The 24,582-nt window shown below is 66.3% G+C and carries 23 protein-coding genes; 6 read left to right on the forward strand and 17 right to left on the reverse strand.

Annotation, left to right across the window (positions count from 1 at the left end; translation table 11 throughout):
• Positions 1 to 45: 45 nt before the first annotated feature.
• Positions 46 to 930 carry a Ku protein gene (locus WEB52_12490; GenBank protein MEX2227255.1) on the reverse strand — a complete coding sequence of 295 codons (885 nt, stop codon included), beginning with the start codon at positions 928 to 930 and terminating at the stop codon, positions 46 to 48.
• A 250-nt stretch (positions 931 to 1,180) separates the two neighbouring features.
• On the opposite strand from WEB52_12490, the gene WEB52_12495 reads away from it, so the two are divergent.
• Genes WEB52_12495 through WEB52_12505 form a run of 3 tightly spaced genes read left to right on the forward strand, consistent with a single transcriptional unit; the run spans position 1,181 to position 3,729 of the window.
• Positions 1,181 to 2,011: a TIGR03619 family F420-dependent LLM class oxidoreductase gene (locus tag WEB52_12495; protein MEX2227256.1), complete on the forward strand. Its 831-nt coding sequence runs from the start codon at positions 1,181 to 1,183 to the stop codon at positions 2,009 to 2,011.
• Complete coding sequence (locus WEB52_12500; protein MEX2227257.1) at positions 2,008 to 2,850, forward strand: hypothetical protein; 843 nt, start codon at positions 2,008 to 2,010, stop codon at positions 2,848 to 2,850. Before WEB52_12495 ends, WEB52_12500 begins: the two co-directional genes overlap by 4 nt.
• Positions 2,851 to 2,862: 12 nt before the next feature.
• On the forward strand, positions 2,863 to 3,729 hold the full coding sequence (locus WEB52_12505; protein MEX2227258.1) for an LLM class F420-dependent oxidoreductase: 867 nt from the start codon (positions 2,863 to 2,865) through the stop codon (positions 3,727 to 3,729).
• Positions 3,730 to 3,732: 3 nt separating this feature from the next.
• Here WEB52_12505 and WEB52_12510 read toward each other — a convergent pair whose 3' ends face one another.
• From WEB52_12510 to WEB52_12530, 5 genes are all read right to left on the reverse strand, one after another.
• Positions 3,733 to 4,470 carry a TIGR01906 family membrane protein gene (locus WEB52_12510; GenBank protein ID MEX2227259.1) on the reverse strand — a complete coding sequence of 246 codons (738 nt, stop codon included), beginning with the start codon at positions 4,468 to 4,470 and terminating at the stop codon, positions 3,733 to 3,735.
• Positions 4,471 to 4,772: 302 nt separating this feature from the next.
• Positions 4,773 to 5,888 carry an S-adenosylmethionine:tRNA ribosyltransferase-isomerase gene (locus WEB52_12515; protein ID MEX2227260.1) on the reverse strand — a complete coding sequence of 372 codons (1,116 nt, stop codon included), beginning with the start codon at positions 5,886 to 5,888 and terminating at the stop codon, positions 4,773 to 4,775.
• A 23-nt stretch (positions 5,889 to 5,911) separates the two neighbouring features.
• Entirely contained in the window at positions 5,912 to 6,610 is a 699-nt protein-coding gene (locus WEB52_12520; protein ID MEX2227261.1) for an SDR family oxidoreductase, read from the reverse strand.
• 149 nt (positions 6,611 to 6,759) lie between these two features.
• Positions 6,760 to 7,401, reverse strand: coding sequence for a response regulator transcription factor (locus WEB52_12525; protein ID MEX2227262.1), 642 nt, complete (start codon positions 7,399 to 7,401; stop codon positions 6,760 to 6,762).
• Positions 7,398 to 8,528 carry a GAF domain-containing sensor histidine kinase gene (locus WEB52_12530; GenBank protein MEX2227263.1) on the reverse strand — a complete coding sequence of 377 codons (1,131 nt, stop codon included), beginning with the start codon at positions 8,526 to 8,528 and terminating at the stop codon, positions 7,398 to 7,400. Before WEB52_12530 ends, WEB52_12525 begins: the two co-directional genes overlap by 4 nt.
• Positions 8,529 to 8,613: 85 nt before the next feature.
• Here WEB52_12530 and mazG point away from each other — a divergent pair, with 85 nt between their 5' ends.
• The gene (gene mazG / locus WEB52_12535; protein MEX2227264.1) at positions 8,614 to 10,002 is read left to right on the forward strand and encodes a nucleoside triphosphate pyrophosphohydrolase; all 1,389 of its coding nucleotides are present in this window, start codon (positions 8,614 to 8,616) and stop codon (positions 10,000 to 10,002) included.
• Here the strand turns inward: mazG and WEB52_12540 are convergent.
• The 9 genes from WEB52_12540 to WEB52_12580 all read right to left on the reverse strand — a co-directional run bounded on the left by WEB52_12540 (position 9,999) and on the right by WEB52_12580 (position 21,234).
• Positions 9,999 to 10,271 carry a lipopolysaccharide assembly protein LapA domain-containing protein gene (locus WEB52_12540; protein MEX2227265.1) on the reverse strand — a complete coding sequence of 91 codons (273 nt, stop codon included), beginning with the start codon at positions 10,269 to 10,271 and terminating at the stop codon, positions 9,999 to 10,001. The two genes, mazG and WEB52_12540, sit on opposite strands and share 4 nt — an antisense overlap.
• A 13-nt stretch (positions 10,272 to 10,284) precedes the next feature.
• The gene (locus tag WEB52_12545) at positions 10,285 to 12,123 is read right to left on the reverse strand and encodes a DUF255 domain-containing protein (GenBank protein ID MEX2227266.1); all 1,839 of its coding nucleotides are present in this window, start codon (positions 12,121 to 12,123) and stop codon (positions 10,285 to 10,287) included.
• A gap of 195 nt (positions 12,124 to 12,318) precedes the next feature.
• Positions 12,319 to 13,395 carry a hypothetical protein gene (locus tag WEB52_12550; GenBank protein MEX2227267.1) on the reverse strand — a complete coding sequence of 359 codons (1,077 nt, stop codon included), beginning with the start codon at positions 13,393 to 13,395 and terminating at the stop codon, positions 12,319 to 12,321.
• Positions 13,396 to 13,507: 112 nt separating this feature from the next.
• The gene (gene ggt / locus WEB52_12555) at positions 13,508 to 15,088 is read right to left on the reverse strand and encodes a gamma-glutamyltransferase (GenBank protein ID MEX2227268.1); all 1,581 of its coding nucleotides are present in this window, start codon (positions 15,086 to 15,088) and stop codon (positions 13,508 to 13,510) included.
• On the reverse strand, positions 15,081 to 15,980 hold the full coding sequence (locus WEB52_12560; protein ID MEX2227269.1) for a class I SAM-dependent methyltransferase: 900 nt from the start codon (positions 15,978 to 15,980) through the stop codon (positions 15,081 to 15,083). Before WEB52_12560 ends, ggt begins: the two co-directional genes overlap by 8 nt.
• 2 nt (positions 15,981 to 15,982) lie before the next feature.
• Positions 15,983 to 16,426 carry an NUDIX hydrolase gene (locus tag WEB52_12565; protein MEX2227270.1) on the reverse strand — a complete coding sequence of 148 codons (444 nt, stop codon included), beginning with the start codon at positions 16,424 to 16,426 and terminating at the stop codon, positions 15,983 to 15,985.
• Positions 16,413 to 18,929 (reverse strand): ATP-binding protein, encoded by a 2,517-nt coding sequence (locus tag WEB52_12570; GenBank protein MEX2227271.1) that lies wholly within the window; start codon positions 18,927 to 18,929, stop codon positions 16,413 to 16,415. The genes WEB52_12565 and WEB52_12570 overlap by 14 nt, the downstream gene beginning before the upstream one ends.
• A gap of 84 nt (positions 18,930 to 19,013) precedes the next feature.
• Positions 19,014 to 20,531 carry an ATP-binding protein gene (locus WEB52_12575; GenBank protein MEX2227272.1) on the reverse strand — a complete coding sequence of 506 codons (1,518 nt, stop codon included), beginning with the start codon at positions 20,529 to 20,531 and terminating at the stop codon, positions 19,014 to 19,016.
• Complete coding sequence (locus WEB52_12580) at positions 20,524 to 21,234, reverse strand: response regulator transcription factor (GenBank protein ID MEX2227273.1); 711 nt, start codon at positions 21,232 to 21,234, stop codon at positions 20,524 to 20,526. Before WEB52_12580 ends, WEB52_12575 begins: the two co-directional genes overlap by 8 nt.
• Before the next feature lie 343 nt (positions 21,235 to 21,577).
• On the opposite strand from WEB52_12580, the gene WEB52_12585 reads away from it, so the two are divergent.
• Positions 21,578 to 21,742 carry a hypothetical protein gene (locus WEB52_12585; GenBank protein MEX2227274.1) on the forward strand — a complete coding sequence of 55 codons (165 nt, stop codon included), beginning with the start codon at positions 21,578 to 21,580 and terminating at the stop codon, positions 21,740 to 21,742.
• On the opposite strand, the gene WEB52_12590 is transcribed toward WEB52_12585, so the two are convergent.
• Complete coding sequence (locus tag WEB52_12590; GenBank protein MEX2227275.1) at positions 21,743 to 22,945, reverse strand: branched-chain amino acid ABC transporter substrate-binding protein; 1,203 nt, start codon at positions 22,943 to 22,945, stop codon at positions 21,743 to 21,745.
• A gap of 102 nt (positions 22,946 to 23,047) precedes the next feature.
• Between WEB52_12590 and WEB52_12595 the strand changes: the two genes are divergently transcribed.
• A complete protein-coding gene (locus WEB52_12595; GenBank protein ID MEX2227276.1) occupies positions 23,048 to 23,446 on the forward strand; it encodes a hypothetical protein in 399 nt (132 codons plus the stop codon).
• Between the two features lie 16 nt (positions 23,447 to 23,462).
• Here WEB52_12595 and WEB52_12600 read toward each other — a convergent pair whose 3' ends face one another.
• Positions 23,463 to 24,581: an ABC transporter ATP-binding protein gene (locus WEB52_12600; protein ID MEX2227277.1), complete on the reverse strand. Its 1,119-nt coding sequence runs from the start codon at positions 24,579 to 24,581 to the stop codon at positions 23,463 to 23,465.
• Position 24,582: the final 1 nt, after the last annotated feature.

The following is a 24,582-nucleotide window of genomic DNA, read 5'->3' on the forward strand; positions in this document are numbered from 1 at the left end:
CCCGTTTACTCGAGATAGACGTCGGCCCGTCGGTGTGGGACGAGCTCATCCAGCCTTCCTGCGACGGGCGGGTTTCGCCTCTTCCTTGTCGTCTCTACTGGCCTTCGATGCGCGCTTTGCCGGAGCCGCTTCCTCATCCTCAGCAGCCTCTCCGCCGCGCTCGCGCCGCGCGTTCTCGACGCTGGCGCGCAGTGCTTCCATGAGATCCGTGACCTTGCTCACCGCGGGCGTCGCGGGCCGCGAGATCTCCTGGCCTTCCGCCTTCTGCTCGATCAGCTCCAAAAGTGCCTCGCGGTAGTTGTCCTGGTATTTCTCCGGCTCAAAGTCGCCCGTCAGCATCTCGACGAGCGACTTCGCCATCTTCAACTCCCGCTCGCCGATCTTGCCGTCCTCCGGTACGTCGAACTCCTCCGTAGAACGGATCTCGTCGGCATAGAACATCGTCTCGAGCGCGATCGTCTTGTTGTACAGCCGTAGCGTCGCGAGCTGCTCCTTCTGGCGCAGCGTCACCTTTGCCAGTGCGATGAGCTTCGAGTCCTTGAGGACCTCGCGCAGCAGCGCGAAGGGCTTCGCGCCGATCTTCTCCGGCTCCAGGTAATACGTCTTCTGGTAGTAGATCGGGTCGATCTGGTCCGCTGGCACGAAGTCCGTGATCTCGATCGTCCGCGTCGTGTCGACCGGCACCTTCTCGAAGTCGTCGTTTTCCAGGATCACGTACTGGCCGGGCGAGATCTCATACCCCTTAACGATGTCATTCAGCTCGACGACTTCGTCATCGGCCGGACAGTAGCGCTGATAGCGGATGCGCTCGTGGTCGGTCTTGTGAAGTTGATTGAAGGAGATGTCCTTCTCGTCGGTCGCGGTGTACAGCTTGATCGGGATGCTCACCATCCCAAAGCTCACCGCTCCCTTCCAGAGTGCTCGAGGCATACAGTCCCGTCCTTCTTCGCCGGCGCGCCTGGCCGGAAACTCTCATCTAGCGTCCCTCTTGGCAGCCCATGCTGTCAATCCGAGAATCTCCACACGGGTGAATCTGGACGCTTCGTCGTATAGCAGCGTAGCGAATGGCGATGCGACGGCAATACGGCCCGGGTGTTGTCGCCGACGCCGCGCACCGCATCGACCGTTCGAGCGGCCTGATCCACAATGCAGCCACTGCGGCCGGCGCGATGGAGGGTGCATGCGGATTGGCGTCAAGGTCGGGCCCGGAGAGGAGCCGGGCCTGAAGCGCGCGGCACGGGCAGCCGAGCGCTTTGGCTTCGAGTCGATCTGGCTCAGCGAGCGCGTCGTGACGCCGCTCGACAAGCCGCATCCCTATGACCCGATGCCTGACCCCTGGATCGGGCTGGCGTTCTGCGCGGCCGTGACCGAGCGCGTCCGCCTTGGCACGAGCGTCAGCCAGATCGCGCTGCGGCATCCGGTGCTGATGGCGCGCGAACTGGCGACAATCGACCGGTTGTCGCAGGGACGGCTGATCGTCGGCGCCGGCGCGGGATGGGTGATCGAGGAGTTCGTCTCGACAGGCGTGCCGTTCGACGATCGCGGCGGCCGGCTCAGCGAGCATATCCGCGCGATGCGTCACCTGTGGACGACGCCGCATCAGAGGTTCACCGGTAAGTACTATGACATTCCACCAGTCGGCATCGTCATGCCGCGGACGCCGGGCGGGCCGCCGATCTGGCTGGGCGGCGTGCTGCCGCCGGGTTTGCGCCGCGCTGCGAAGTACGGCGACGGCTTCCTCGCCACCAACGTGCAGCCCGATCGGTTTGCCGCGACGAAGACGAAACTCGACGAACTACGCGCGAAGTACGGGCACACGGGCGACTTCCCGTGCTACGTCCAGGTCTCGCCGCCGGAGACGGTCGACGACGCGAAGGCGCTCGTGCGTTCGTTCGGCACCGCCGGCGCCGACGGTCTCATCCTGACGTACGCCGAAGGCGTTCCCGACGGCTTCCTGCGCACCGCCGACGCCGCGAAGGCACTGATCGAACTGGCGGCGGTGTACGCATGACGGAAGCGCGCGCCGTCATTCGCGAAGTGATCGAAGACGCGTCGCTGCTGGCGGAGGGCGCGGTGGGCATCGACGCCGGGCTGACGCTGACGAAGATCGCGCGCCGGAGCGCGAGGGGCGTCGAACTGGCCGCGTGCGAGACCGCAACCGTCCTTGATGGCCGCGCAGACGTCAGAGACTTCGGCCCGGGCGCCGTGCGCGTCGGCATCACGGGCGCGCGAGGCGATCGCGTGCACGACGGTGGCGGCGTCGTACCCGTGCAAGAGATCGAGGCTGCGGCGCACGGCGCCATCGCGCTGCTGACCGAGCCTCCACCGGAGTTCCTGCTGGCGCTGCTCGGCACCGGCACCGCGTTTGCCGCGGTACGCGACGGTCAGGTCACGCACCTCGGCGGCACGGCGATGGGCGGCGGCTCATTCCTCGCCATCGCCCGCCGCATTGCTCCGTCGCTGACCTATAGCGACGTCATCGACCGCGCCGCCCGCGGGGATCGTCGCAACGCCGATCTCATGGTGAGCGATGCCTACCCGCAAGGCATTGGCCGCATCGGCGCCGACATGACAGCGGCGCACCTGGCGAAGGACGCCGGTTCGCTCGACGATTTGCTTGCGGCGCTGCTGAACATGCATGGTGAGAGCATCGCGCAGATCGCGGCCGGCCGAGGGCTGACGGCGGGCATCAGGACGATCGTCGTGGCGGGGGGCTTCGCGCATCAGAACGATGCGCTCATCTCCTCGATCACCGCGATGAGCGGGTTGTTCGGCATGGCGGTCAACGTTACACCGCACGCCGGGTTCGCGGGCGCGATCGGCGCCGCGCTGATGGCAAGCAGGCAGTAGCAGGAGCAGCACATGAAGGTCGGCGTCGTCTTTCCGCAGACCGAGATCGGCGACGATCCGATCGTCATTCGCGATTACGCGCAGGCCGTCGAGCAACTGGGCTATGACCATCTGCTCGTCTTCGACCACGTGCTCGGTGCGCACCCGGACCGCTTCGAAGGCGATTTTCGCCCGCCCTACACGCATGAGACGCCCTTCCACGAGCCCATGGTGCTCTTCGGCTATCTCGCGGCGCTGACGTCGAAGCTGGAACTCGTCACCGGCGTGATCATCCTGCCGCAGCGCCAGACCGCGCTCGTCGCCAAGCAGGCGGCAGAGGTCGATGTGCTGTCGGGCGGCCGGCTGCGGCTGGGCGTCGGCATCGGCTGGAACTTCGTCGAGTACGAAGCCCTCAACGAGAACTTCCGCAATCGCGGCCGCCGCGTCGAGGAGCAGATCGCGCTCTTGCGCCGGTTGTGGGCAAAGCCGCTCATCGACTTCGATGGTCGCTACCACAGCGTGAAGCGCGCCGGCATCAAGCCGCTTCCGGTCCAGCGACCGATCCCGATCTGGATGGGCGGGATGGCCGACCCTGTGCTGAAACGCGCCGCGCGCATCGCCGACGGGTGGTTTCCGCAGTTCCGTCCCGGACCGCACGGCACGGAGACGATCGAACGCCTGCGCGGCTACCTGCTCGACGCCGGACGCAACGCCGGCGACTTCGGCATCGAAGGGCGTGTCAGTATCTTCAACACGCCGGAAGCCGGCTGGGCAGACGCGATCGATGGCTGGCGCGAGCTGGGCGCGACGCACGTCACGTTGAACACGATGAACGCGCGCTTCGCGTCGCCACAGGCGCACCTCGACGCCGTGCGCCGGTTCAAGGACCTGGCGAAGTAGCGGCTACGCCGCCTGCGTGTTCGAGGCGACCGGCACCGAGCGTGCCAATCGCCTCCGCTCCGTGCGCGTCCCGAGCAGGTAGACCGCCGACGCCGCGCCGATCAGCAACGCTTCGACGCCGCACATGATCCCCAGGAAGATCGTCATGTCGCGCCAGAACGGCTCCGGGAACATCTGGATCAGATGGTCCGTGCGAGTGTTGAGCAGCCAGAAGTCGTTCGCGAACGCGATGTTATGGAAGCGTTCCCACGCGGCGTCGAACCCCAAGGCCGCGACGAAGCCGACCGACCCCACGGCCAGCAGCCCGAGCGCCAGTCCGACGAGACAATGCATCGCAAGCTGGCGGACGTTGCCGTCCCGCGCCCAGATGAAGAACGCGACGACATACGCCAGCACAAAGACGATGCTCAGCTCCTGGATGCGGTTCACCCAGACGACCAACTCCTTCACGTCCTGCAGGTGACGCGTTTCGCGGGCATTGAAGACCGGCCCTTCGAGTCCGTCTTCGGTGACCGTCTGGTAGAAGGTCTTCTCGCCGTTGTTGAAGTAGTCGCGCAGTCCGCCGCCGACCGAGTTGAGATCGTCGCGGGACAGGCCGGTGGCCGCTTCGGCATCGTAGCGGTCGAACGCGTAGTCATACGTCAGCGGCGTATTGAGCAAGATCCGGATGTTGGAGGTGACGAGTGCGACCGGAAGCGCGATCACGAAAATGATCGTGGCGAGCGTACGGGCAAAGCCCATGTGGGTTCCCCCCTGCCGCCCCGCCGCCGCGACATCCGCATTCTCTGACGGTGGATCTATGTTGTCAAGCTGTTGGTCCGCCACCGGGATCGCCCTTTCCTCGGTGGAAGCTTAACGAGCGCCCGCGCACAGCGGCCAGTGTCCGACACGGCGCGTCAACCATCTCTTCCGTGACCTTCCAATGTGGGAGCCTGGCACCCTGTCGATTTCGACGCCTGTGGGGGCGACGAACACGTCGCTTGAGCCGTTGCGACGCGCGGCGAGCGTGCCCGGACGCTGCTCGACGTCGGCGCCGCGTCGCCCTATTCGGGCAGGATCAGGTGAAGGTCCCCGAACTCGTGCCAGAGGTAGCGCTGACGGATCGCCTCGCCGTAGGCGACGCGCAGGTGCCCGCAGCCCGTAATCGCCGCCAGCATCAGCAGATGGCTCGCCGCAGGCTCATGCAGCCCCGTCAGCAGACCATCCACGGCTCGCACCTTCCGCGCAGGCGTGATCGTGATGTCGGTCCAACCCTCGCCCGCATGAGTCACGCCCGCTGCATCCGTGACGGTCTCCAGTGCGCGGACCACGGTCGTGCCGACGGCGATCACGCGACTGCCGCGCGCGCGCGCGTCCGAGATGCGGCGAGCGCTCTCGGCGCTGACCCTGTAATGCTCGCTGTATGGCTCCTCGCCTTCTTCGAGGCTCGCGACGCCCGTGTGCAACAATACGGGCACAATCTCGACGCCGCGCGCCACCAGGCGCGTGATCAGCTCCGGCGTGAACGCACGCCCCGCTGACGGCATCTCGGCGCTGCCCGATTCCGTCGCGAAGACGGTCTGGTAGTACTCGAGCGGCCAGCGCTCCTGCACGTAGCCGTATCGGATCGGGAATCCATGCTCCGCGAGGTAGCGCGGCAACGGCGCAGGCAGCCGCAACGTCGCGCGCCAGAGGCGAGCAGGCTGGCGGCGCGAGTAGGGCGCTTCAAGCATCGCTGTGCCGCCGCCGCACAGCAGCAAGCGGTCGCCGACCGCCCCGCCGAAGAACGGCGTTGTGCCGCCTTCGCCGGGCGTGCGCAGTTCGATCACCCATTCATCGGCAGATGCGCGCGTCGAGAGGTGAACCTCGATCGGCATACCTGCGACCGTTTGCGCTTCGATGGCGGCATTGATCGTCGCGCTCGTGTTGATGACCAGCACGTCGCCCGCGCGAAGATACTCGGTGATGTCGCGAAAACGGCCATGAGAGACGGCGTCGCTCCGGATGCGCGACACCATGAGCCGTACGTCGTCGCGCGCCAGTCCGCGCGCCTCCGGCGGCTCATGCGCTTCCAGCTCGGGCGGCAGTACGAAGTCGAACGGCCCGCATGGCAACGACGACGGGACGTGCTTCGTCGTCTTCATGTGGCGCCTTGTGGTGCCTGTCATCGCAATCGCCATGTCTTCTCCTCCGGAACGGCGCTTCACGCCGGGACGCCGAGCGCTTTCGCGGCATAGCGTCCGCTCGGCAGATCGCCGGTGATCAGTTCGATGAAGCCCGGGACGCTCTCTTCCGGAAGCGCCCGGTCACTGATGTCTTCACCGGGGAACGCCTCCTGGTGCATCGTCGTGCGCATGTCGCCGGGATCGACCCAGTACACGCGGACCTCGGCGTTCTCGGCGGCGAGCACGGCGCTGATCTGCTCCAGCGCAGCCTTGCTCGAGCCGTAGCCGCCCCACCCCTCGTACGCCTCGACGCCGGCGTCGCTCGTCACGTTGATGATGCGGCCGCCACGCCTGAGCGCCTCGCGGGCATGGACCGCCTGGAGCAACGCCAGCGGCGCGACGACGTTCGTGCGAAAAACGCGCTCGAGCACGTCCACCGGATAGTCCAACAAAGCCGGTTGCGGGCTGGGTCCCAGGATGCTCGCGTTGTTCACGACGAGGTCCACATCGCCGCCGTCGCGTGCCGCATCGGCGAGTGCCTCCCGGTGCGCCGGATCCGTGACATCGCCGGCGATCGCGACCACATCGCTCAGCGACGCCAGCTCCGCACGCGCGGCCTCGAGCGCTTCCGCGCCGCGCGCATCGATGATCAGGCTCCAGCCGCGGCGCGCGAGTTCGCGTGCAAGCGCAAGCCCCAGCCCCCGCGACGCCCCGGTGATCAGTGCTGTCTGTGCCATGTCGACCCTCCTCCGTGGCCTTCGGTGTTCACTGCAGTCATCGTAGGCAGCACCCAACCGCGCCACATCGGAGTGGGGACGTGACGTTCGTACCGAATCGGGCCTAGGTCGGAGGATGTAGCTGAGAGATCGCCGGAACGCCGGCCGGGCTAGGGTTCGACGAGGCGCCGCCGGACGGCGTAGAGCGCCGCCTGCGTACGGTCAGCGAGGCGCAACTTCTGCAGAATGTTGCTGACGTGCGTCTTCACTGTCTTTTCGGACAGCGAGAGGTCGCGTGCGATCTCCTTGTTCGAACGACCCTGCGCGATCAGCTTCAGCACTTCGATCTCGCGCTCGGTCAGGTGATCGCCGGCTTCTTCCGACGGCCGGCCGACCTCGTCCATCAGTCGGCGCATCACGCCCGGCGCCAGGATCGGCTCGCCCGCGTGTACCATGCGGATCGCGCGCGCCAGCTCCTGCGGCGATACGTCCTTCATCAGGTATCCCGCCGCACCGACTCGGATCGCGGCGAAGATTCGTTCGTCATCGGCGAAGCTCGTCAGCACGATGATGCGCGTGGACGGCGACGACTCGTGGATGCGCGCGATGGCCTCGATGCCATCCAGCACCGGCATCACCAGGTCCATCAGCACGACGTCCGGCTTGATCCGCTCCGCGAGCGCGACGGCCCGCTCCCCGTCCGCCGCCTCGCCGCCGACCTCGATGCCCTCCTGCAACTCCAGGAACGTCGTCAGCCCCTGCCGGACGATCGCGTGGTCGTCGGCTATCAACACGACGATGGCATCGCTCATGCGTCGACCTCCAGGCGGACGGTAGTACCACGCCCCGACGAGTCGATGGTAAGCCGCCCGCCGAGCATCGTCGCGCGTTCGTGCATCGATGTCAGGCCGAGGCGCCTCGCGCGTATCTGCGGATCGTCTGGATTAAATCCGGAGCCGTCATCTCGCACCGTGAGTGTCACGGGCACGGCGAGGTCAAGCTCGACGGCGATCGCTCGCGCGCCGCTGTGCTTCAGCGCGTTGTTGAGCGCCTCCTGTGCGATGCGGAAGATGTCGCGTTCGACGCCGGCCGGCAATCGCCGCTCGCCGCCGACGCGTAGCTCGATCTCGGCGCCGCGCACCTGCCGCAACACGTCGACATGCTTCCGTAGGGTGCCAGTCAGTCCCTCCATCTCGAGGTCCGCCGGCCGCAACTCGAAGATCAACGAGCGCATCTCGCGGACGGCGTCCTGCGCCATCTGCTTGAGCTTGTTGAGTTGTGCCTTCGCCATGTCGTTATCGCGCCCGAGAAGGGTATCCGCAGCCTCCGCGGTGAGCGCCAGGCTGAACAGTGTCTGCGTCACGGAGTCGTGCAGCTCCCGCGCCAGCCGGTTCCGCTCCTCGATCACGCTCAACTCGCGACTGCGCTCGTACAGCCGCGCATTCTCGATCGAGATCGCGGCGTGCGCTGCCAGCATTTCGATCAGCTTCTGGTCCTCTTCGCTGAAATGCGCGTCGCCCAGCTTGTCCGTGAGGTAAAACGCACCGATGATCCGCGACTTGGAGACGATCGGTACGCCGAGGAACGATCGCATGTCCGGGTGCGCCGAAGGCCATCCCCAGAACCGCGGATCACGCTGGATGTTCGGCGTGCGAAATGGCGCCGGATCCTCGAGCATCGCGCCGAGCAGGCCGTGGGTGCGTGGAAGCGGGCCGATGCGCGCGATCTGGTCGTCGGCGATGCCGGAGGTGATGAACTGCTCGAATCCGCCCTCGCCGTCGGGGATGCCGAGTGCGGCGTAGCGGGCGCCGGCCAGCTCACGCGCCGCGTCGACCATCTTCTGGAATGCCCGCTCGACCGTGACTTCGGCCGTGATCGATAGCAGCGCGTCACTCATCGCGCGCAGCGCTCGATCTCCCGGCTGCGGGTCATCCTTCACGCACTGATTCTAGCGCGGCATCCAGGCACGCGCCGTCCAGTGCATCGAACTTCCGCCGGCCGATCGCCGGGGCGATAATGCGCGGGTGGCGGATACAGGTACGCACACTCTGACCGTCGTCGGGCTCGGACCCGGCGATCCATCGCTGTTGACGCAGCAGGCGCGCGACATCCTCGCCGCCGCCGACGAGGTCTGGCTGCGGACGGCGCGCCATCCAACCGTCGCCGGATTGCCTCCCGGCCCCCGCTATCAGTCGTTCGACGAGATCTACGAGTCCGGCGCCTCCTTCGAGGACGTGTACCGACAGATCGTCGCGAGGGCGCTCGAACTGGCATCGCGGCCGGGCGGCCTCGTCTACGCCGTGCCCGGGCATCCGCTCTTCGGCGAGGCCACGGTGCGCGCGCTGCTCGATCGAGCGCCGGCGGAGGGCATCAGCACGGCCGTCGTACCCGGGATCAGCTTTCTCGATTCGGCAGCGGTCGCACTGGCATTCGATCCGCTCGCCGATGGCGTGCTGCTGCTCGACGCGCTCGCCTTCGCGCCGCATCGACGTCTGCTCGTGCCAGAACGCCCGACGATCGTCGCGCAGGTGTATGACCGCCGCGCAGCGTCGCAGACGAAGCTCGCACTGCTGGAGTCGTACCCGCCGCAGCACGCTGTGCGCGTCTTGCGGGCGTCAGGCACGGCGGACGCGCAGATCGCTGATACGACCGTCGAAGAACTGGACCGCACCGACGGCTTCGACCACCTGACGCTGCTCTACGTTCCGCCGCTTCCTCCGCTCGAAGACGTGCGTTCCTTCGAAGGCGTGCGCGCCGTCGTGGCGCGGCTGCGTGCGCCCGAAGGCGGCTGTCCGTGGGACCTGGAGCAGACGCACGAAACGCTGCGACGCTACCTGCTCGAAGAGGCATACGAGGCCGTCGATGCGCTCGACGCCGGCGAACCGAAGCGCCTGGCGGAAGAACTCGGCGACCTGCTGATGCAGATCGTGCTCCACGCCCAGGTCGCCGAGGACAACGGCGAGTTCGTCGTTGAAGATGTGTTCGCGTCGATCGCCACGAAGCTCATCCGCCGGCATCCGCACGTCTTCGGCGACCTGCAGGTCGCCGGATCCGACGAGGTGCTGCGAAACTGGGAGACGTTAAAGCAAAATGAGCGCGGCGACGAGCCACTCCTCGACCACGTACCGAAGGCTATGCCCGCGCTGCTCCAGGCGCAGTCCGTGCAAAGCCGCGCCGCAAAGGCGGGATTGGCGCCTCCGCCCCCCGACCCCTCTGCCGTCATCGCGGCGTTAGACGCCCTCAGCGACGACGGCGTGACCTCCTCGCCGGAACGGCTCGGCGAACTGCTGATGGGCATCGTCGCTCTCGCGCGCGACCGCGGGTTCGACGCCGAGGAGGCGCTGCGGCACGCGATCGGACGCTATCGCGCACAGGTTGCCGATGCAGAATCGGCGAGACGGACCGCGGGCTAGCGCTTCGCTGCGTTGCGTATCGCGCGGCCGCGTATCGTCGAGAATGCCGCGGCGGAGAGCGCGCCGAGAATAGCGCTCGCGAGCAGCGCCCAGATCAGCCCCGTGCTCCACTCCATCCACAGAAACTCGACGTCCACTTCCTGCCGGTTCTGAATGACGAACACGATGAGTGCCGCAACGCCCGTAACGCCGACGATGAGCTTGATCCAGTCGACGAGGCTGCGCTCGTCGATCGCGGGCATGGCCGTCGCTTCGTTTCGTGTTGACATGTGACCCTCCTCGCTAGTCGGACTCGCGCTCGCTGCGTGGTCCGGCCAGTGGCTCCGCTGGGCGAGACGCCTCGTACGCCTGGCGCGTGCGATCGACGATATCAAACAAGTCGTCGGGCGTGGTCACCGGTGCGCTGCACAACGTGCCGTAACAGGCGTACGCGGCCGGTGCGGGACGCGGAGGCAGCGCCTCTGCGCTCAGCGCGTCCGCATCCGACGCATCGATCATCCGCACGATGCGGTCCGGCACTGGCAGTGCGAGCGCGGCGAGGTGCAGCGGCCACGCGCCGTTATCCGCGGCGGCAACGATCTTCACCTCGGCCCCCGGATTGAGCAGCATGTCGACGGTCCGTGCGTAGTTCGACGCGAAGTATCCCTGCGACTCGATGACGTCTGCAAACTGGGCAAGCGCACGCCGCGCAGCTTCCTTGAAGCGATGCTCGTGCGTGAGACGCGCGAGCCTGATCAGTGCTTCGGCGGCCACGGCGTTCTCCTTCACCGGCGTCTGCCGCATCGAAAGCCGCCCGAGCGTCTCCGACTCCGCCGGCGTGTCGTAGAACGCACCGGCGTCCGATGCCACGCGCTCGATCATGAACTCGGCCAGTCCGCGTGCGCGCTGAAGGTCCCGCGGACGCGCCGCGACCTCGTATGCGTCGAGGAGCGCCACTGCCGTCCACGCCTGTTCGCCCAGCAGTCCGCCGATCTGCGGCCCGTCCGGCGCCAGGTATCGATGAATGCCGCCGTCGTGCGTGTGCAGCGAATCCCAAACAAAGTCCAGCGCGCGCAGCGCACGATCGCGCAGGTCGGCGCGCCCGCGCGTCCACGACGCTTCGAGGTACGCGCTGATCGCCATCGCATTCCACGACGCGTAGATGCGCCGGTCGATGTAGGGCGGATCGTGGCGTTCCCGCTCGGACGCGGGCAGCGGATAGAACTCCTCGTCAGCGTCCTGCGAACCGTAGAACGCGCCGGTGGCCGGATCGCTGAGCCACTTGTCGAGGTACGCCACCGTGAAGTCGATGTACTGCGCGTGTGACTCATCCTGCGTGATGCGATAGAGCTTCAGCAGGTTCTTGAGCAGGAGCGCGTTGTCTTCGAGCATCTTTTCGTAGTGCGGGACGCTCCAGTCACGCTTGGTCGAATATCGATAGAAACCGCCCCACTCCTGGTCGTACGTGCCGCCCCGCGTCATGTATTCGAGCGTCTTGCGTGCCATGTGGAGCGCGTCGCGATCGCCAAAGCGCAAGTACGCGTGCAGCAGCAGGTCGTTCGCGTCGGTGTGCGGGAATTTCTGTTCCGACCCGAACCCGCCGAAGACCGGATCGTACGCATCGAGCGCCGAGTTGAGCGTGTCCCGCAGGATCTGGTCGGAGAGCGCGCCCTCCGCTTCGCCGTCGGAGTGCATCGCGCGCGCGCGGTTCAGCGTCAACTCGGCGATCTTCTGTTCGATCGATTCCTTGTTGTCTTTGTAGTAGGTGCTCACCTGGTTGAGCACGTCGCGCATCTGGTCAGCCGGGACGTACGTCATGCCGGCCATCACTTCGCCGGTCGGTGTCAGGAACGCCGTCGTCGGCCAGCCGCCCATGTTGTAGCGCGCGTTGATATCGGGCCGCACGTCGTTATCGACGCGCACCGCGACGAAACGGTCGTTGATGAGTTGAATAACGTCGCTGTCCGAATAGGTTGTCTCGTCCATCACGTGGCACCAGTGGCACCACACGGCGGAGATGCCGAGGAGCAGCGGCTTGTCCTCGCGCTGCGCCCGGTCGAAGGCGTCACTGCTCCACTCGTTCCAGGCGATCTCGCTGGCGCGATTCGGGCGTGGAGAGAAGTGGAAGGCGGAGTCGGTCATGCGGGCGGTGCCCCTCCGTGAATCGTCAGACGATCCAGAGTAGCAAGCCCATCGCCTCCGCTCCTACGCGAAGGCGACGAGGGCGCCTCGACCGAAAGGGATCCGCTACCTGGCGTAGGTCTTTGCGCCGCTGATACGTTCGAACACGCTTGGCCTATTGCGCCTGCGCCGCCGGCGGGTTGCGATTCTCGCCGGTCAGGTCACAGGTGCGACGCCGTTCTTCCGCCCCGGCACGAACCAGACGTGCATCATCTCGACGGTTTCGCCGTACAGGTAGCCCTCCGCGCACGTCGCCCCGTGGTCGACGGGCACCACATCGCGCATCTCGCGATTCGTACACGTCGCGTGCGTATGCCAGGACGTGACGGCGCCGCATGGCTGAGGCCCGCTTTGCCCGCGCGGCATCGTGAACATCACGCCGATCAGCACCTTCTCGGCAGTCTCCCTGTTCGTGTAGTAGATCAGCGTCTCCGGGTTCGCCAGGTCCATGCTCTTCCCATCGAGCCGATACGTCCGGTTTCCGTAATGGGTGGCTTCCGGCTTCGCGGGATTGCTTCGATATCCCTCCGCCGCGGCGACGTTGAAGTCCGCGAAGCGCGCCGTCGCTTCCTGCGTGCGATGTACGAGGTCGTTGCCGCAGGCGATCTCCTCGGCCGTTGCATTGAGGGCGCTGTGCCGGTGGCTCCCGTTCGCGGCCTCGCGCGCCGGCGACGCCCCCGGCATCGACTCGTCGTGCGCGTGTGTGCCGTCCATGTGCGCTGCATCCGCATCCGACGCCGATGCAGCGTCAGCGTGGGTGTGCACGGGCGTCGCCGGACCGGCTGACGCGCCGGCCGAGAGTTGCTGCGCGCTCGCTGCGTCGATGGACTCACCATCCGTATGCGTCATTCCGCCGTCATGCACGTGAGCGACGCTCTCCTCTGCGTCTCCGTGCTCGTGCCCGCTCGCCGACACGCTCAGCGCGAACACCACGGCGCCAATCGAGGCCAACGCTGAAGCGCGCATCGATAGCGCTCGGACGTACGGCTTGCCCAGCATCCCCTCCGGCCGTGCCATGCCCCATGCGATGTGCAACGCCGAGAGAATCCCTCCGCAGGTGAGCAATACCCCGAGCCCAAGCAACGCATGCCCCGGGTTGCTCAGCGTGAAGATGCCCTCGCGTTGGGCCAATGACGGATCTTCGGCGTGCAGCCAGGCGTCGATGCTGAGGCCGGCGAGCAGCAGCGCGATCCCCACGGCCCCGGCGATGAGCGAGATCAGCAGTCGTTTCATGGCAGCCCTCCTCTGCGCGTCCTGTCGCATCCAGCATCGCGTGAGGCGGCCGGGGTATGACGTGCAAGGCGTAACCGCTGCGTAAACTCTGCGGCAATTCTGGCTGACGGCGCTACCAGCCCGCCGCGCCGCCTTCGCCTCGCGAGTCGGAGCCGCCGATGAACGCGCCTGACTCGCCGTCGATGACGATCGCCTGCGGGCGCCCCGTACCGTTGCCGCGCTTTGCGACGAGTCGGACGTCGTGGCCCCGGCGCGCCAGTTCTTTCGACGTGTGCTCCGGCATGTCGTCTTCGATCAGCAGGCCGTCCGGCGTATCGCCCCAGCGCGCCGCGTCGACCGCTGCCTGCGGATCGAGCGCGAAGTCGAGCACGCCCGTGATCACCTGTAAGTTCGTCTGTACCTGGAAGTCCGCACCCGGCGTGTTGCCGATGAGGTAGGGACGCCCGTCGCGGAACACCATGTACGTGTTGAGCGTGTGCATCGTGCGCTTGCCGGGCGCCAGCGCGTTCGGGTGCGCTGGATCGAGCGAGAAGCCGCACATCCGGTTGTTCATGATGATTCCCAGTTCCGGCAGGCAGATCGCCGACCCGAACGGCGCGTACACGCTCTGGATGAACGAACAGCAGTTGCCAGCCGCGTCGGCAACCACGAACGACGTCGTGTCCGATGACGCTGCCGCGATCGCGGACGCACGCGCGCGTTCGGGATCGATCTCGCCGCGGCGCGACGCCGCGTGTTCCTTCGTCAGCAGCCTCATCGCGTCGAAGTCGACGAACGACGGGTCGCCGGCGAAGCGCTGCCGGTCCTCGAACGCCAGTTTCTTCGCTTCGACCATGTGATGTATCGCATCGCCGGACAGGTGCCCCCACCCCGCCACGTCGTAGCCCTCGATGATGTTCAGTTCTTCGAGCAGGATCAGCCCCTGCGAGTTCGGCGGCGTCTCGTACACCGTGTAGCCACGATAGTCCACGTACAGCGGCTCAGCGACGTCCGCGCTATGCGAACGCAGGTCCTCGGCGGTAACGTAGCCACCGGTTGCCTGTACGCCTTCGGCGATCTGCTGCGCGATCGCGCCCTCGTAGAACGCCGCGCGGCCGCCATGCGCCACGGCGTCGAGCGTCGCAGCCAGCGCCGGTTGACGCAGCACTTGTCCCGTGCGCGGCGGCGCGCCGTCGATATACAGCGACTGCGCGAGCCCCGTGTATTTCGTGAACATGCCCTGTGTACCCGCCAGCAGCAATTCGAGTTCGCGCGACACCGCGAAGCCCTCCCGCGCGTAGCCGATGGCGGGAGCGAGCGCGTCGGCCATCGGCATGCTGCACCAGCGGTCGCGGAACACCTGCCACGCATCGACGAGCCCCGGGATCGCGATCGTCTTGCCGCCGCGCGGCGGCATGCCGTCGGCATAGGCGGCGAGCGACGTTGCCATGGGCGCCTTGCCGCCCGAGCAGATCGCCGTGACGCGCCCTTCACGCTTCGGATACGCGAGGATGTAGGCGTCCCCGCCCAGATGGCTGCGGCCGGGCTTCACGACCGGCAGCACCGCTGACATCGCGAGCGCTGCGTCGAACGCGTTGCCGCCGCGCCGCAGCACGGCGACGCCCGTCTGCGATACGAGCGGATGCTCCGACGCCACCATGCCGTGCATGCCAGCGACGGGCCCGCGTGCCTGCAACCGATCGACATCAGGCATGGTCAGTCTCCCTCACTTTTGTTGCGCTGAGCAGCGCGAATGACGACCGGGACGGCCGCCCGCCGCGTTCCAGCGCTGGCCGTGCGTGCTTCTCGAACAGCACGAACTCTTCCGGCGAGAAGATGTCATGCAGCATTTCGCCTATCGCGGGAATATTCGGATTTCCCGACGTGTTCAGCCATGTGTCCCAGGTCACCGTCTCCGACGGCAACACATAGACGTGGGTCGCCAGATGCACTGTGCGGAAGCCGGCGTCCTCGGCGTGCCGCAACAGGTCGTACTCGTCGAAGTTCATCATCGGATCGCTGTCCAGCGGCTGTATCGCGCGAAAGTGCTCGCCGATGCGACGCCACAGGTGCGCGATCTCGAGCTGTTCCGACGTCAGCGTGTCTCGCTCGGCATCGTACGTGGCGTTGAAGCGATTGATCGGCTCCCAGAGCGAGATTCGACCGCCCGGGCGCAGCACGCGGTAAAACTCTCGAAACGCACGTTCCTTGTCGCGCACGTAGATCAGCACAGAGCGCGTGGTCACCACTTCGACGCTTTCGTCGTGAAACGCGGCAAGATCATCCGCGGAAGCGTTCACGAACTCGCACCGGTCGAGCACGTCCAGTTCGCGCGCGAGTGCGCGGCACCGGTCGAGCAGTGGCTCGGAGATGTCGCTGAAGATGACCTTCCCGCGTTCGCCGGCGCGGTCCAGCGCGCCGAACGCCACCAGACCGTCGCCGCAGCCGATGTCGAGGACGGTCTCCCCCGCCGCGACCTTCGCTTCATCCAAAATGCTGTCGCGGACCCGGTACAGCATGCGCATGCCGCGCTCGGCCGCTTCTGCGTCGCCGCCGAAGCGCTTCTCGAGCAGCCATGCGGACCACTTGTCGGCTGTCGTTATCATCGTCAGGTCGCCGCTTCCGTCAGCGCGTCGCGCGCCATCTCGACGACCTTGCGTTCGCTGGGGAACGCGAGCATGTGCATCGCGTCGTCGAGCGGCACGAAGCGCGCCTCCTGCACCTCGTGGTCGTGGGCTGCCGTCGAACCGCGCACATAGCGCAGGAGAAAGAAGTGCACGAACTTGTGGACCCGGACGGGCTCTCCAGGCTCATAGTTCGACCGATACCAGTACTCGATCGTATCGAGCGGCACCACTATCTCCGCTTCGATGCCGGCTTCCTCGCGCACTTCGCGGATTGCCGTCTGCTCCTTCGCCTCGCCGTCCTCGACCCAGCCCTTGGGCAATTGCCACCGCCCCTCGTGCGTGAGAATCAATGCGACGTCGAAGCCTGCGCCTTCGCCCGCGCGGAAGACGACGCCGCCCGCCGAGATTTCGTTACGCGTCTTCACGCCGGCGACGCGGCCTCGCGCCATTGTCTCGAGGTTTCGTCCCTTTAGCAGCGGCAGCGGGCAGGACGGGGATCGGCGCCATCAGCTCGCGCTGCGCCGCGCGGTTCACCTCAACCGCGCGCCGCGTCATCGACTCCAGCGTATCCGTGACGCGGCGGAACAGCGTGCCTTCGGCGTAGCTGCCGTCCTTGCGTGCCTTGCCCGCCGGCATGCCCGTCAGCAGTTCCAACCCCTGCTCGATCGTCGACACGCCCCACACGTGAAACTCGCCCTTGCGAATCGCTTCGACGACTTCATGTCTGAGCATCAGATTGTGGATGTTGTCCTTCGGGATGATCACGCCCTGCTCGCCGGTGATGCCCTTCGCCTTGCACACCGCGTAAAAGCCCTCGACCTTCTCGTTGACGCCGCCAATCGCCTGCACCTCGCCGAGCTGATTGACGGAGCCCGTCACGGCGATGCCTTGCTTGAGCGGCACATCCGTGATCGCCGAAAGAAGCGCGTACAACTCCGTCGAAGAAGCGCTGTCACCGTCCACCTCATCGTACACCTGTTCAAACGTAATGCTGGCTGCGAACGACGGCGGCTGCCGGTGCGCGAACTTGCCGTTGATGTAGCCGATCAGGATCAGAAAGCCCTTGCTGTGCGATGGCCCGCTCTTCTGGATCTCCCGCTCGAGGTTGATGACCTGCCCCCGGCCCAGGCTGACGCGTGCCGTGATCCGCGAGGGACGCCCGAACGCGTAGTCCCCCAGGTCGTAGACCGAAAGCCCGTTCACCTGCCCGGCGACTTCTCCCTTCACGTCGACCTTGATCGTCCCGTTCGTAATGAACTCCTGGATTCGCTCTTCCATCAGGTTCGAGCGGTAGATCTTCTTCTCCAGCGCCACCTCCACGTACTTCGCCGCGACGACCTTCTTGCCCTCATCGCAAGCCCAGTAGTCCGCTTCGACGAGCACATCGACGATGTCCATCATGCGCAGCGATAACTTCTCCTGGTCCGCGGCAAGTCGCGCCGAGTACTCCACGATGCGAGCGACGGCGGCACGGTCGAACGGACGCATGCCCAGGTCCGACACCTGCTTCGATATGAAGCGCGCGTAGGCCTGCACGTTTTGGGCGTCCCGCGCGACGTCAATCGTAAAGTCGGCCTTGGCCTTGAAAAGCTTGCGGAAGTCCTCGTCCGCCGATTGCAGGATCGTGAAGATGCGATTGTTGCCGATGATCGCAACCTTCACGTTGAGGGGGATCGGCTCCGGCGCCAGCGTCGCGGTCGGGACGATGCTCAATTGTTCGCCGAGATTTTCGAGCATCAGTTGTTGCGTCCGCAGCGCTCGCTTCAGGGTCTCCCACACCAGTGGCTGCGTGAAGATATCCAGCGCCTCGACGACGATGAAGCCTCCGTTCGCGCGGTGCAGCGCCCCGGGCTTGATCATCGTGTGGTCTGTGGTCATGGAGCCGAAACTCGTCCGGTAGTCGATGCGACCGAACATGCGGTAGTACGAAGGACTGTCTTCGAACACGACGGGCGCGCTCGCCTCGCCATCATGCGTGACGATCACGTTGACCGTGTAGCGGTTGAGCACGCTTTCGCGCAGGTTCGCGGCGAGGCCCGGGATGGGCGTCTGTGGCTGCTCTTCCGGACTCCGGAACGCATCGAGATTCGACACCATGTCTTCGCGCACGCGATCGAGAAAGTCGGTGACATCCCGCTGGCTGGCGTAATCGCGCTTCAGATCATCGATGAGCGGCTCCGTGATCGCCACCATCACGTGTCGATCGAGTTCCGCCAGCAGTTGCGCCACGTCCCGGTCGAGACGCCGAAGTTGCGGCACGAACTGCGCGATGATCGAGTCAAGCTCGGCGGTCCGTGCCTGCACGTCGCGCTTGGCCTCTTCGCTAAGCTGGTCGTACTGCTCCTTCGTGAGCGGTTTGTCCTCGACGACCGGCACCGTCGTGATGCCCATCGGCGTTGCGTTGACCGCCATCTGGCGCGCGTCCGCTTCCTTCTGCAACGCGCCGAACATCTGCTCGCGCTGCGCCTGCACTTCGCGGTTCACCTGGTCGCGTCGCTGGGCGTATTCGTCGCTTTCGAATGCTTTGGGTACTTCTGCACGCACGGTCTCGACGAGTTCGTCGATGTCATCTGAAAGCTGGTGGCCGCGATCGGGCGGCAGGCTCAGCGCGCGCGGCCGCGCCGGATCCTTGAAGTTGAAGACGTAGCACCAGTCCCGAGGCGCTGGTCGCCCCGCCGCAATGCGCTCCACCTGCATCCGAAGCTCGGTGGAGCGCCCCGTGCCCGGCGGGCCGGAAACGAACAGATTGAAGCCCGCCGCCTCAATGCTCAGCCCGAAGTCCATCGCCTCGACGGCGCGTGCCTGGCCGACCGTACCCTCCAGCGGCGCCACCTCGGCGGTCGTCTTGAATTTGAATACGCTCGCGTCGCATGCCCGCCTGAGCTTCGATACGGGTACGCGCAACGATGAGTTCGATCGTCCGGCCATGCTGGCTCCCTTGCAACCAGAACATGCTACCGGAGGCACCGCTCACGCAAACGCCGCCTGCATATCGAATCAGTGCCGGGCCAGTTACGATGGTTGCAGGCCGTCCTCCGTCCGGGGCAGGGCATCCGGTGGCGCGGGCTCGCGCGCCGGCGCTGCGGACGGCTCCGCCGGCAGCGTGAATCGGAACTCCGTGCCACCGCCGCTGCGCGCCGAAGCATGGATCTCGCCGCCGTGCGCGCGCACGATCCCGCGCGATATCGCCAGCCCCAGGCCGGCCCCCGGCGTCTCCGGCTCGCCGAGCGCACGGCGATAGAATCGGTCGAATATGTGCGGCAGGTCCTCGGCGGCGATGCCCTTGCCGTCGTCACGCACCACGCATTCCACGTACCCCGTCTCGCCGTCTTCGACGCGTAACTCGATGCGGCCGCCGCGTGGTGTGTGGCGGAGCGCATTGTCGATGAGATTGCTGAGCACTTGTTCGACGCGGTCGAAGTCCGCACGCAGCGTCCGCGGCCCCGCGGCCTGCACGTCGAGCGTGATGCCGGCCTCCTCCGCGCGCATCGAGAAGACGTCGCCGACGTGCGTCATCAGTTCTGCCGCGTCGATGGGCGCGATGTCCAACTGTTGCTGGCCGGACTCGATGCGCGAGAGGTCCATCAGCTCCGTCACGAGCAGCAGCACTCGTCGCGACTCCACGTCGATCACCCGTGCCGCGCGCGCCCGCTCCTCCGGCGTGTCGAGCGTGCCATCCTGCAACGCCTGCGAGAAGCCCCGGATCGAAGTAAGCGGCGTTTTCAGCTCGTGCGAGACATTCGCCAGGAACTCTCGCAGCGTGCGCTGTGACGTCTCCACGGAGTCGGCCATGCGGTTGACGCCGCGTGCCAGCGCTTTGATCTCGGATGGCCCGGTCTCCGGCACCCGTTGGCCGTAGTCCCCGGCCGCGACGGCCTGGATGGCGCCCGTGGCTTTACGCAGCGTGCGAAAGAGCGATCCCCACAGCAGCGCTGCGACGGCTGACCCCGCAAGCACGCCGATGATCCCCGCGAAGATCAGCCGCGGCAGCAGGTCCGCCCACACGTCGCGGCGGTCGGACTCTGGAAGCGCAACGACAATACCGTGGATGCCGGCATCCTGAGCGCGCACCAGGCGTGGCATCGGCACCGTCACGTGTACCAGCCGTTCGCCCTCCGACGTCGTGTAGCTGTTCTCGGGAAGCTGCGAAAAGTCCGGGCCGCGCGCCGGCGCCTGCGGCACGGCGAACCGCTCATCGAGCAGGCGCTCGTCCGTCGTGCTGTCGGGGATCACGCGTCCATTCGCATCGAGAAGCAGCACGATGACACCCGTCTCGTCATGCTGCAGTTCGAGATACGCCGCCAGCTCTGCTCGTAGCTCGCGGCCCGCCGGCACCGCCCCGCCGAAGCGCGGCGAGAAGAAGGTCAGGTTGTAGTAGATCGGCGCGGCCACTTGCCGCAGCGTCCCGGTCGCCAGTTCATCGCGATAACTGCCCAGGCGCGCCAGCAGCGCGACGCCGGCGGACAGCAACGTCACGCTGACGATGATGATCAGCGCGAGGATCTGGCGGCTCAGGACGCTCTTAAACAATGTCCGGTGCCGCGCTGCGCTCCTGCACCAGTTTGTAGCCCACACCGCGTACCGTCCGGATGCTCACGCCCGATCCTGCAATCTTGGCGCGCACGTGCTGCACGTGCACGTCGACGGTGCGCGTCTCTCCGTAGAAGTTGTACCCCCACACGCGGTCGAGCAACTGTTCGCGCGTGAGCACGATGCCGGCGTGCTCCGCGAGCATGGCCAGCAGGTCGAACTCCTTCGTGCGCAGCGTCAGCTCTTCGTCGCCGGCGCGCGCTTCGCGTCGCTGACGGTCGATCGCAAGAGCACCGGCGCGGATGATCGAAGTATCGGGCGTCACGGCGCCGGCCTCCGCGCGACGCAGGATCGCCTTGACGCGAGCGACCAACTCACGCGGATTGAACGGCTTTGTGACGTAGTCGTCGGCGCCCAACTCAAGCCCGACGATCTTGTCCACGTCCTCATCGCGCGCCGTCAGCATCAGGATCGGGACATTGCTGTCCTGCCGAAGCGCCCTGCATACGTCATAACCGCTCATTCCCGGCAACATCAGGTCGAGGATCACCAGGCTCGGCTTCTCGTCCGCCACCTGCGCGAGCGCGGCATGGCCATCGGACGCGGACACCACGTCGAAGCCCTCCTTGCGCAAGTACACGGAAGCGAGCTCGCGAATCCCCTCGTCGTCATCGACGATGACGATAGTTCCGGATGACGGCATACGGCCCCCCAGATATATCGGCGCGGCGCGTCCGCGGCGACTGAGGATATCGTCGCCCCAAACCCGGCGCGGCGTGTGCCAGGATTGTAAAACGCCCGGAAAAAGCCGGAAAAACCGAGAGCCAGCCGATCCGCCAGTCGAGTAAGACCCGCCTGTGGCGCAGCCACGCATCGCCTCAAGGCCGGTCCTAAGCGGGAAGCCGCCATGAGGCCTTAGCCGTCGTGAGCCGATCTGAGCCACTCGTTATGGACTACAGGCACCGGAACGGCGCATACACGGGATCGCCATGAATTCAGGGAGAACACTGATACGTTGGTTCGCGCGCCATCGGGACAATGCCGGCATGGACATCAACAACGAAACACCGCCTGAGCGCGAGCACGAATCGCATGACCGCACCCGCGAGTTGAGCGCGAGCGTCGAAGAGCGCGAGCGCATCATTCGCGCGCTGAACGAGGCGTTGGAGCGCGACCTCGACGAACTCTTCGAGGACGACCGCGCCGCCTAGCTACGGGATCGGCTCGAATCGCCCGTCCGTCACGCGATAGATGCGCAACCCCGCATCCGTCGCGCTGTCGCCGCGACGGTCGCCCACGGCGTCGAACGAAATGTGACCCGTGAGCCCGTCGTACTCCATGCCGCGCAGTTGAGCGAGGAGCGCGGCGCGCTCGATCGATAGCGTGCGTCCTTCGGTCACGGCGATCGCGTCGACCGCCCGCAGCAACACCGTCACGGCGTCGTGTGACTGCAGCACGAACGGTGTGCTTGGCCGGCGCTGGAAGCGTTCTTCAAAGCGCAGGATGAACGCCTCGTCCGGCGTCGGCCCGCCGGTGATGATCGCGCCCTCGGCCGGTGGGCCTGCCGTTTCCAGGAAGTCGCGCGTGCTCAGCAGTCCGTCAGGCGCCATGAATGCGCCGGTGTACTGGCCATCACGCAGGGCCTTGACGATCAGCGCGCCTTCAGGGTTCAGGCCTTCGAAGACGACGAGATCGGGCGCCGCCGCAACCATCTCCCGCGCCAGCGGCACGAAGTCCACGTCGCCGCGCGCGACGCGTTCGCGCGCGAGCACCTGGCCGCCAGCCTCCTCGAAGCGCGCGGCAAACGCATCCGCAAGGCCCTTGCCGTACGGGTCGCCGTCGTCGATCACGACTGCGGTCTTCGCCTGCAGCACGTCCGTGGCGTGCGAAGCCTGAAGCATCGCCTGCACGTCGTCGCGCCAGGATGTGCGGAAGAAGTACGTCTCGCCTTTTTCTGAAAGATCGACGCGCGTCGCCGACGGCGACATGTGCACGATCCCGGCGCGCTCGTATTCGTCGTTCGCCGCCTGCGCACCGGTCGTGCACATCGGCCCGATGACGCCGATCAGCGTGTCGTCGGCAAGGAGATCCTCCGCCACCTCCACGGCCTTCTCGGCGTCGGTGCATCGGTCATCCAGGCGCTTGACCGCGATACGGTGTGATTTGAGCGCACCGCCGAAGTCTTGCACCGCCAATTCCACTGCATCCGCGATGTCCGTGCCCAGATTCACCTGGTCGCCGCTGAGTGCGACAGAGACGCCGATCGTGAGGGGCGCGCCGGCGGGGATCGAGATCGAAGCCGCGGGCGGTGGATCGCCCGGGGCGGTCGGTTCGGAGGATATCGCGCCATCGCCGCCACACGCCGTCATGATGATGACGGCTGCCGTGGCGAGCCACGCGGAGACGTGCCGCATGAGTCTCGCTTTCCCGGGGCCGGTGTGACGAGCCCAGATGCCGCACGTATTATCTCTGGAGGCAGACCTTGCCGCTACCGCGCGTTGAAAGCCGTAGTAAAGATGCCAAAAGAGAGAGCGTTCGCGATCAACGCGTCGCCGGCGGAGATCTACGCGGCGATCGAGCGCGATCTGCAGGAAGCCGATCAGCACCAGGGCGATACGTTCGCCGTCCTGCACCGCGACCCGCCGCGATCGATCGATCTGCGCGTGACAATTGGCGGCGTCTCATGCTGGCTGACATATTGCTTGCACGCGCGCGACGATTACACCGAAGTCGTCGGGACCGTGACGCCGTACGGATGGAAGTACGCGTTCTTCAAGACCATCACGTTTGGCATGCGCGACCAGGGGTTCGAGGTGGCGCTCATCGAAGGACTTGCGAACCTGAAGGCCGAAGTCGAAGGCACGGGCCTTGTCGAAATCGGCGCCGACGATGACGGACTGCCCTCCGAGCAGTGATGTGACGCCGAATGCGTTACCCTCCTGATGCACCATCCCGGCTGATCAACGTCAGATGGTCGCTCGTCAGCGCGATGCGCCATTCGCGTTTCGATGAAATGCCGAGTACCTCGTACGGATGCGCCGGCACGTCGACCTCGAACACGTATGGCTCTCCGATCTCGGCGCCCGTCACGTCCGTGCGCATGTACAGGCGATGCGTGTTCGCCGTCGCCGTCTCGTCGATGATCTCAGCATCGAGTACGACGTCGAGCGGGTCATGCGCTTCGTGGCCCTCGCGCAGCACGATGATGTGTTCCGGCCGGATGCACAGGTAAACGTCGCCGCGCACCGGTGCCTCCGCATCGTGTACGCGGGCAGTGAACCATGGTGTCCGTACCACGGCGACGCCCTCCGCGTACGCGCCGATCGCGCCGGGGATGATGTTGCGCACCTCGACCAGTTCCGCCACGCGTCGCGACGACGGGCGGCGAAAGATCGCATCTCGCGTGCCGTGCTGCAGCACCATGCCGTCGTCGTAGACCGCGATGCTGTCAGCTAGTCCGTAGGCCTCGTTGAGGTCGTGCGTCACCAGCAGCGCCGTCAGGTCCAGCCGCTTGCGAAGCGTCGCCAATTCGCGCCGAAGCACGGAACGCAGCGGCGCTTCGAGTGCGGAGAACGGCTCGTCGAGCAGCAGCAACGATGGCTCCGCCGCCAGCGCGCGCGCCAGCGCCACTCGCTGCTGCTGGCCACCGGACATCGCGCGCGGACGGCGGTCCGCCAATCCCTCCAGGTCCAGCATCGCGATCAGCCGGTCCGCCCGCGCTCGCCTCCGCTGCTTCGTCCAGTGCGCCACGCCGAACTCGATGTTCTGCCGCGCGCTCATGTGCGGAAACAGCGCCAGTTCCTGCACCACGTACCCGATGTTGCGCTGCTGCGGTGGCACGTTGATCTTCGTCGAAGCATCGAATGCGACGAGTCCGCCCGGCAACTCGATGCGTCCTCGCTCCGGTGTCAACAGCCCTGCGACCGCCTGCAACGTCAGCGACTTCCCCGACCCCGACGGCCCGAAGAGCACCACGAACTCGCCCCGCGCTTCGAACGCCGGCCGCAGGTGAAAGTCGCCTACGCGCTGCTCGATGTCGATGCGAAACATC

The sequence above is a fragment of the Dehalococcoidia bacterium genome (assembly GCA_040902535.1).
Lineage (GTDB): Bacteria > Chloroflexota > Dehalococcoidia > DSTF01 > JACRBR01 > JBBDXD01.

Bases quoted from the DNA above. Each gene is read 5' to 3' on its own strand.
- WEB52_12595 (MEX2227276.1), top strand. From the start codon at position 23,048: ATGCCAAAAGAGAGAGCGTTCGCGATCAACGCGTCGCCGGCGGAGATC.
- WEB52_12585 (MEX2227274.1), top strand. From the start codon at position 21,578: ATGGACATCAACAACGAAACACCGCCTGAGCGCGAGCACGAATCGCAT.
- WEB52_12525 (MEX2227262.1), bottom strand. From the start codon at position 7,401: ATGAGCGATGCCATCGTCGTGTTGATAGCCGACGACCACGCGATCGTC.
- WEB52_12520 (MEX2227261.1), bottom strand. From the start codon at position 6,610: ATGGCACAGACAGCACTGATCACCGGGGCGTCGCGGGGGCTGGGGCTT.
- ggt (MEX2227268.1), bottom strand. From the start codon at position 15,088: ATGCCTGATGTCGATCGGTTGCAGGCACGCGGGCCCGTCGCTGGCATG.
- WEB52_12550 (MEX2227267.1), bottom strand. From the start codon at position 13,395: ATGAAACGACTGCTGATCTCGCTCATCGCCGGGGCCGTGGGGATCGCG.
- WEB52_12490 (MEX2227255.1), bottom strand. From the start codon at position 930: ATGCCTCGAGCACTCTGGAAGGGAGCGGTGAGCTTTGGGATGGTGAGC.
- WEB52_12540 (MEX2227265.1), bottom strand. From the start codon at position 10,271: ATGTCAACACGAAACGAAGCGACGGCCATGCCCGCGATCGACGAGCGC.
- WEB52_12500 (MEX2227257.1), top strand. From the start codon at position 2,008: ATGACGGAAGCGCGCGCCGTCATTCGCGAAGTGATCGAAGACGCGTCG.
- WEB52_12580 (MEX2227273.1), bottom strand. From the start codon at position 21,234: ATGCCGTCATCCGGAACTATCGTCATCGTCGATGACGACGAGGGGATT.
- WEB52_12600 (MEX2227277.1), bottom strand. From the start codon at position 24,581: ATGTTTCGCATCGACATCGAGCAGCGCGTAGGCGACTTTCACCTGCGG.
- WEB52_12545 (MEX2227266.1), bottom strand. From the start codon at position 12,123: ATGACCGACTCCGCCTTCCACTTCTCTCCACGCCCGAATCGCGCCAGC.
- WEB52_12560 (MEX2227269.1), bottom strand. From the start codon at position 15,980: ATGATAACGACAGCCGACAAGTGGTCCGCATGGCTGCTCGAGAAGCGC.
- WEB52_12495 (MEX2227256.1), top strand. From the start codon at position 1,181: ATGCGGATTGGCGTCAAGGTCGGGCCCGGAGAGGAGCCGGGCCTGAAG.
- WEB52_12590 (MEX2227275.1), bottom strand. From the start codon at position 22,945: ATGCGGCACGTCTCCGCGTGGCTCGCCACGGCAGCCGTCATCATCATG.
- WEB52_12515 (MEX2227260.1), bottom strand. From the start codon at position 5,888: ATGGCGATTGCGATGACAGGCACCACAAGGCGCCACATGAAGACGACG.
- WEB52_12505 (MEX2227258.1), top strand. From the start codon at position 2,863: ATGAAGGTCGGCGTCGTCTTTCCGCAGACCGAGATCGGCGACGATCCG.
- WEB52_12570 (MEX2227271.1), bottom strand. From the start codon at position 18,929: ATGGCCGGACGATCGAACTCATCGTTGCGCGTACCCGTATCGAAGCTC.
- WEB52_12510 (MEX2227259.1), bottom strand. From the start codon at position 4,470: ATGGGCTTTGCCCGTACGCTCGCCACGATCATTTTCGTGATCGCGCTT.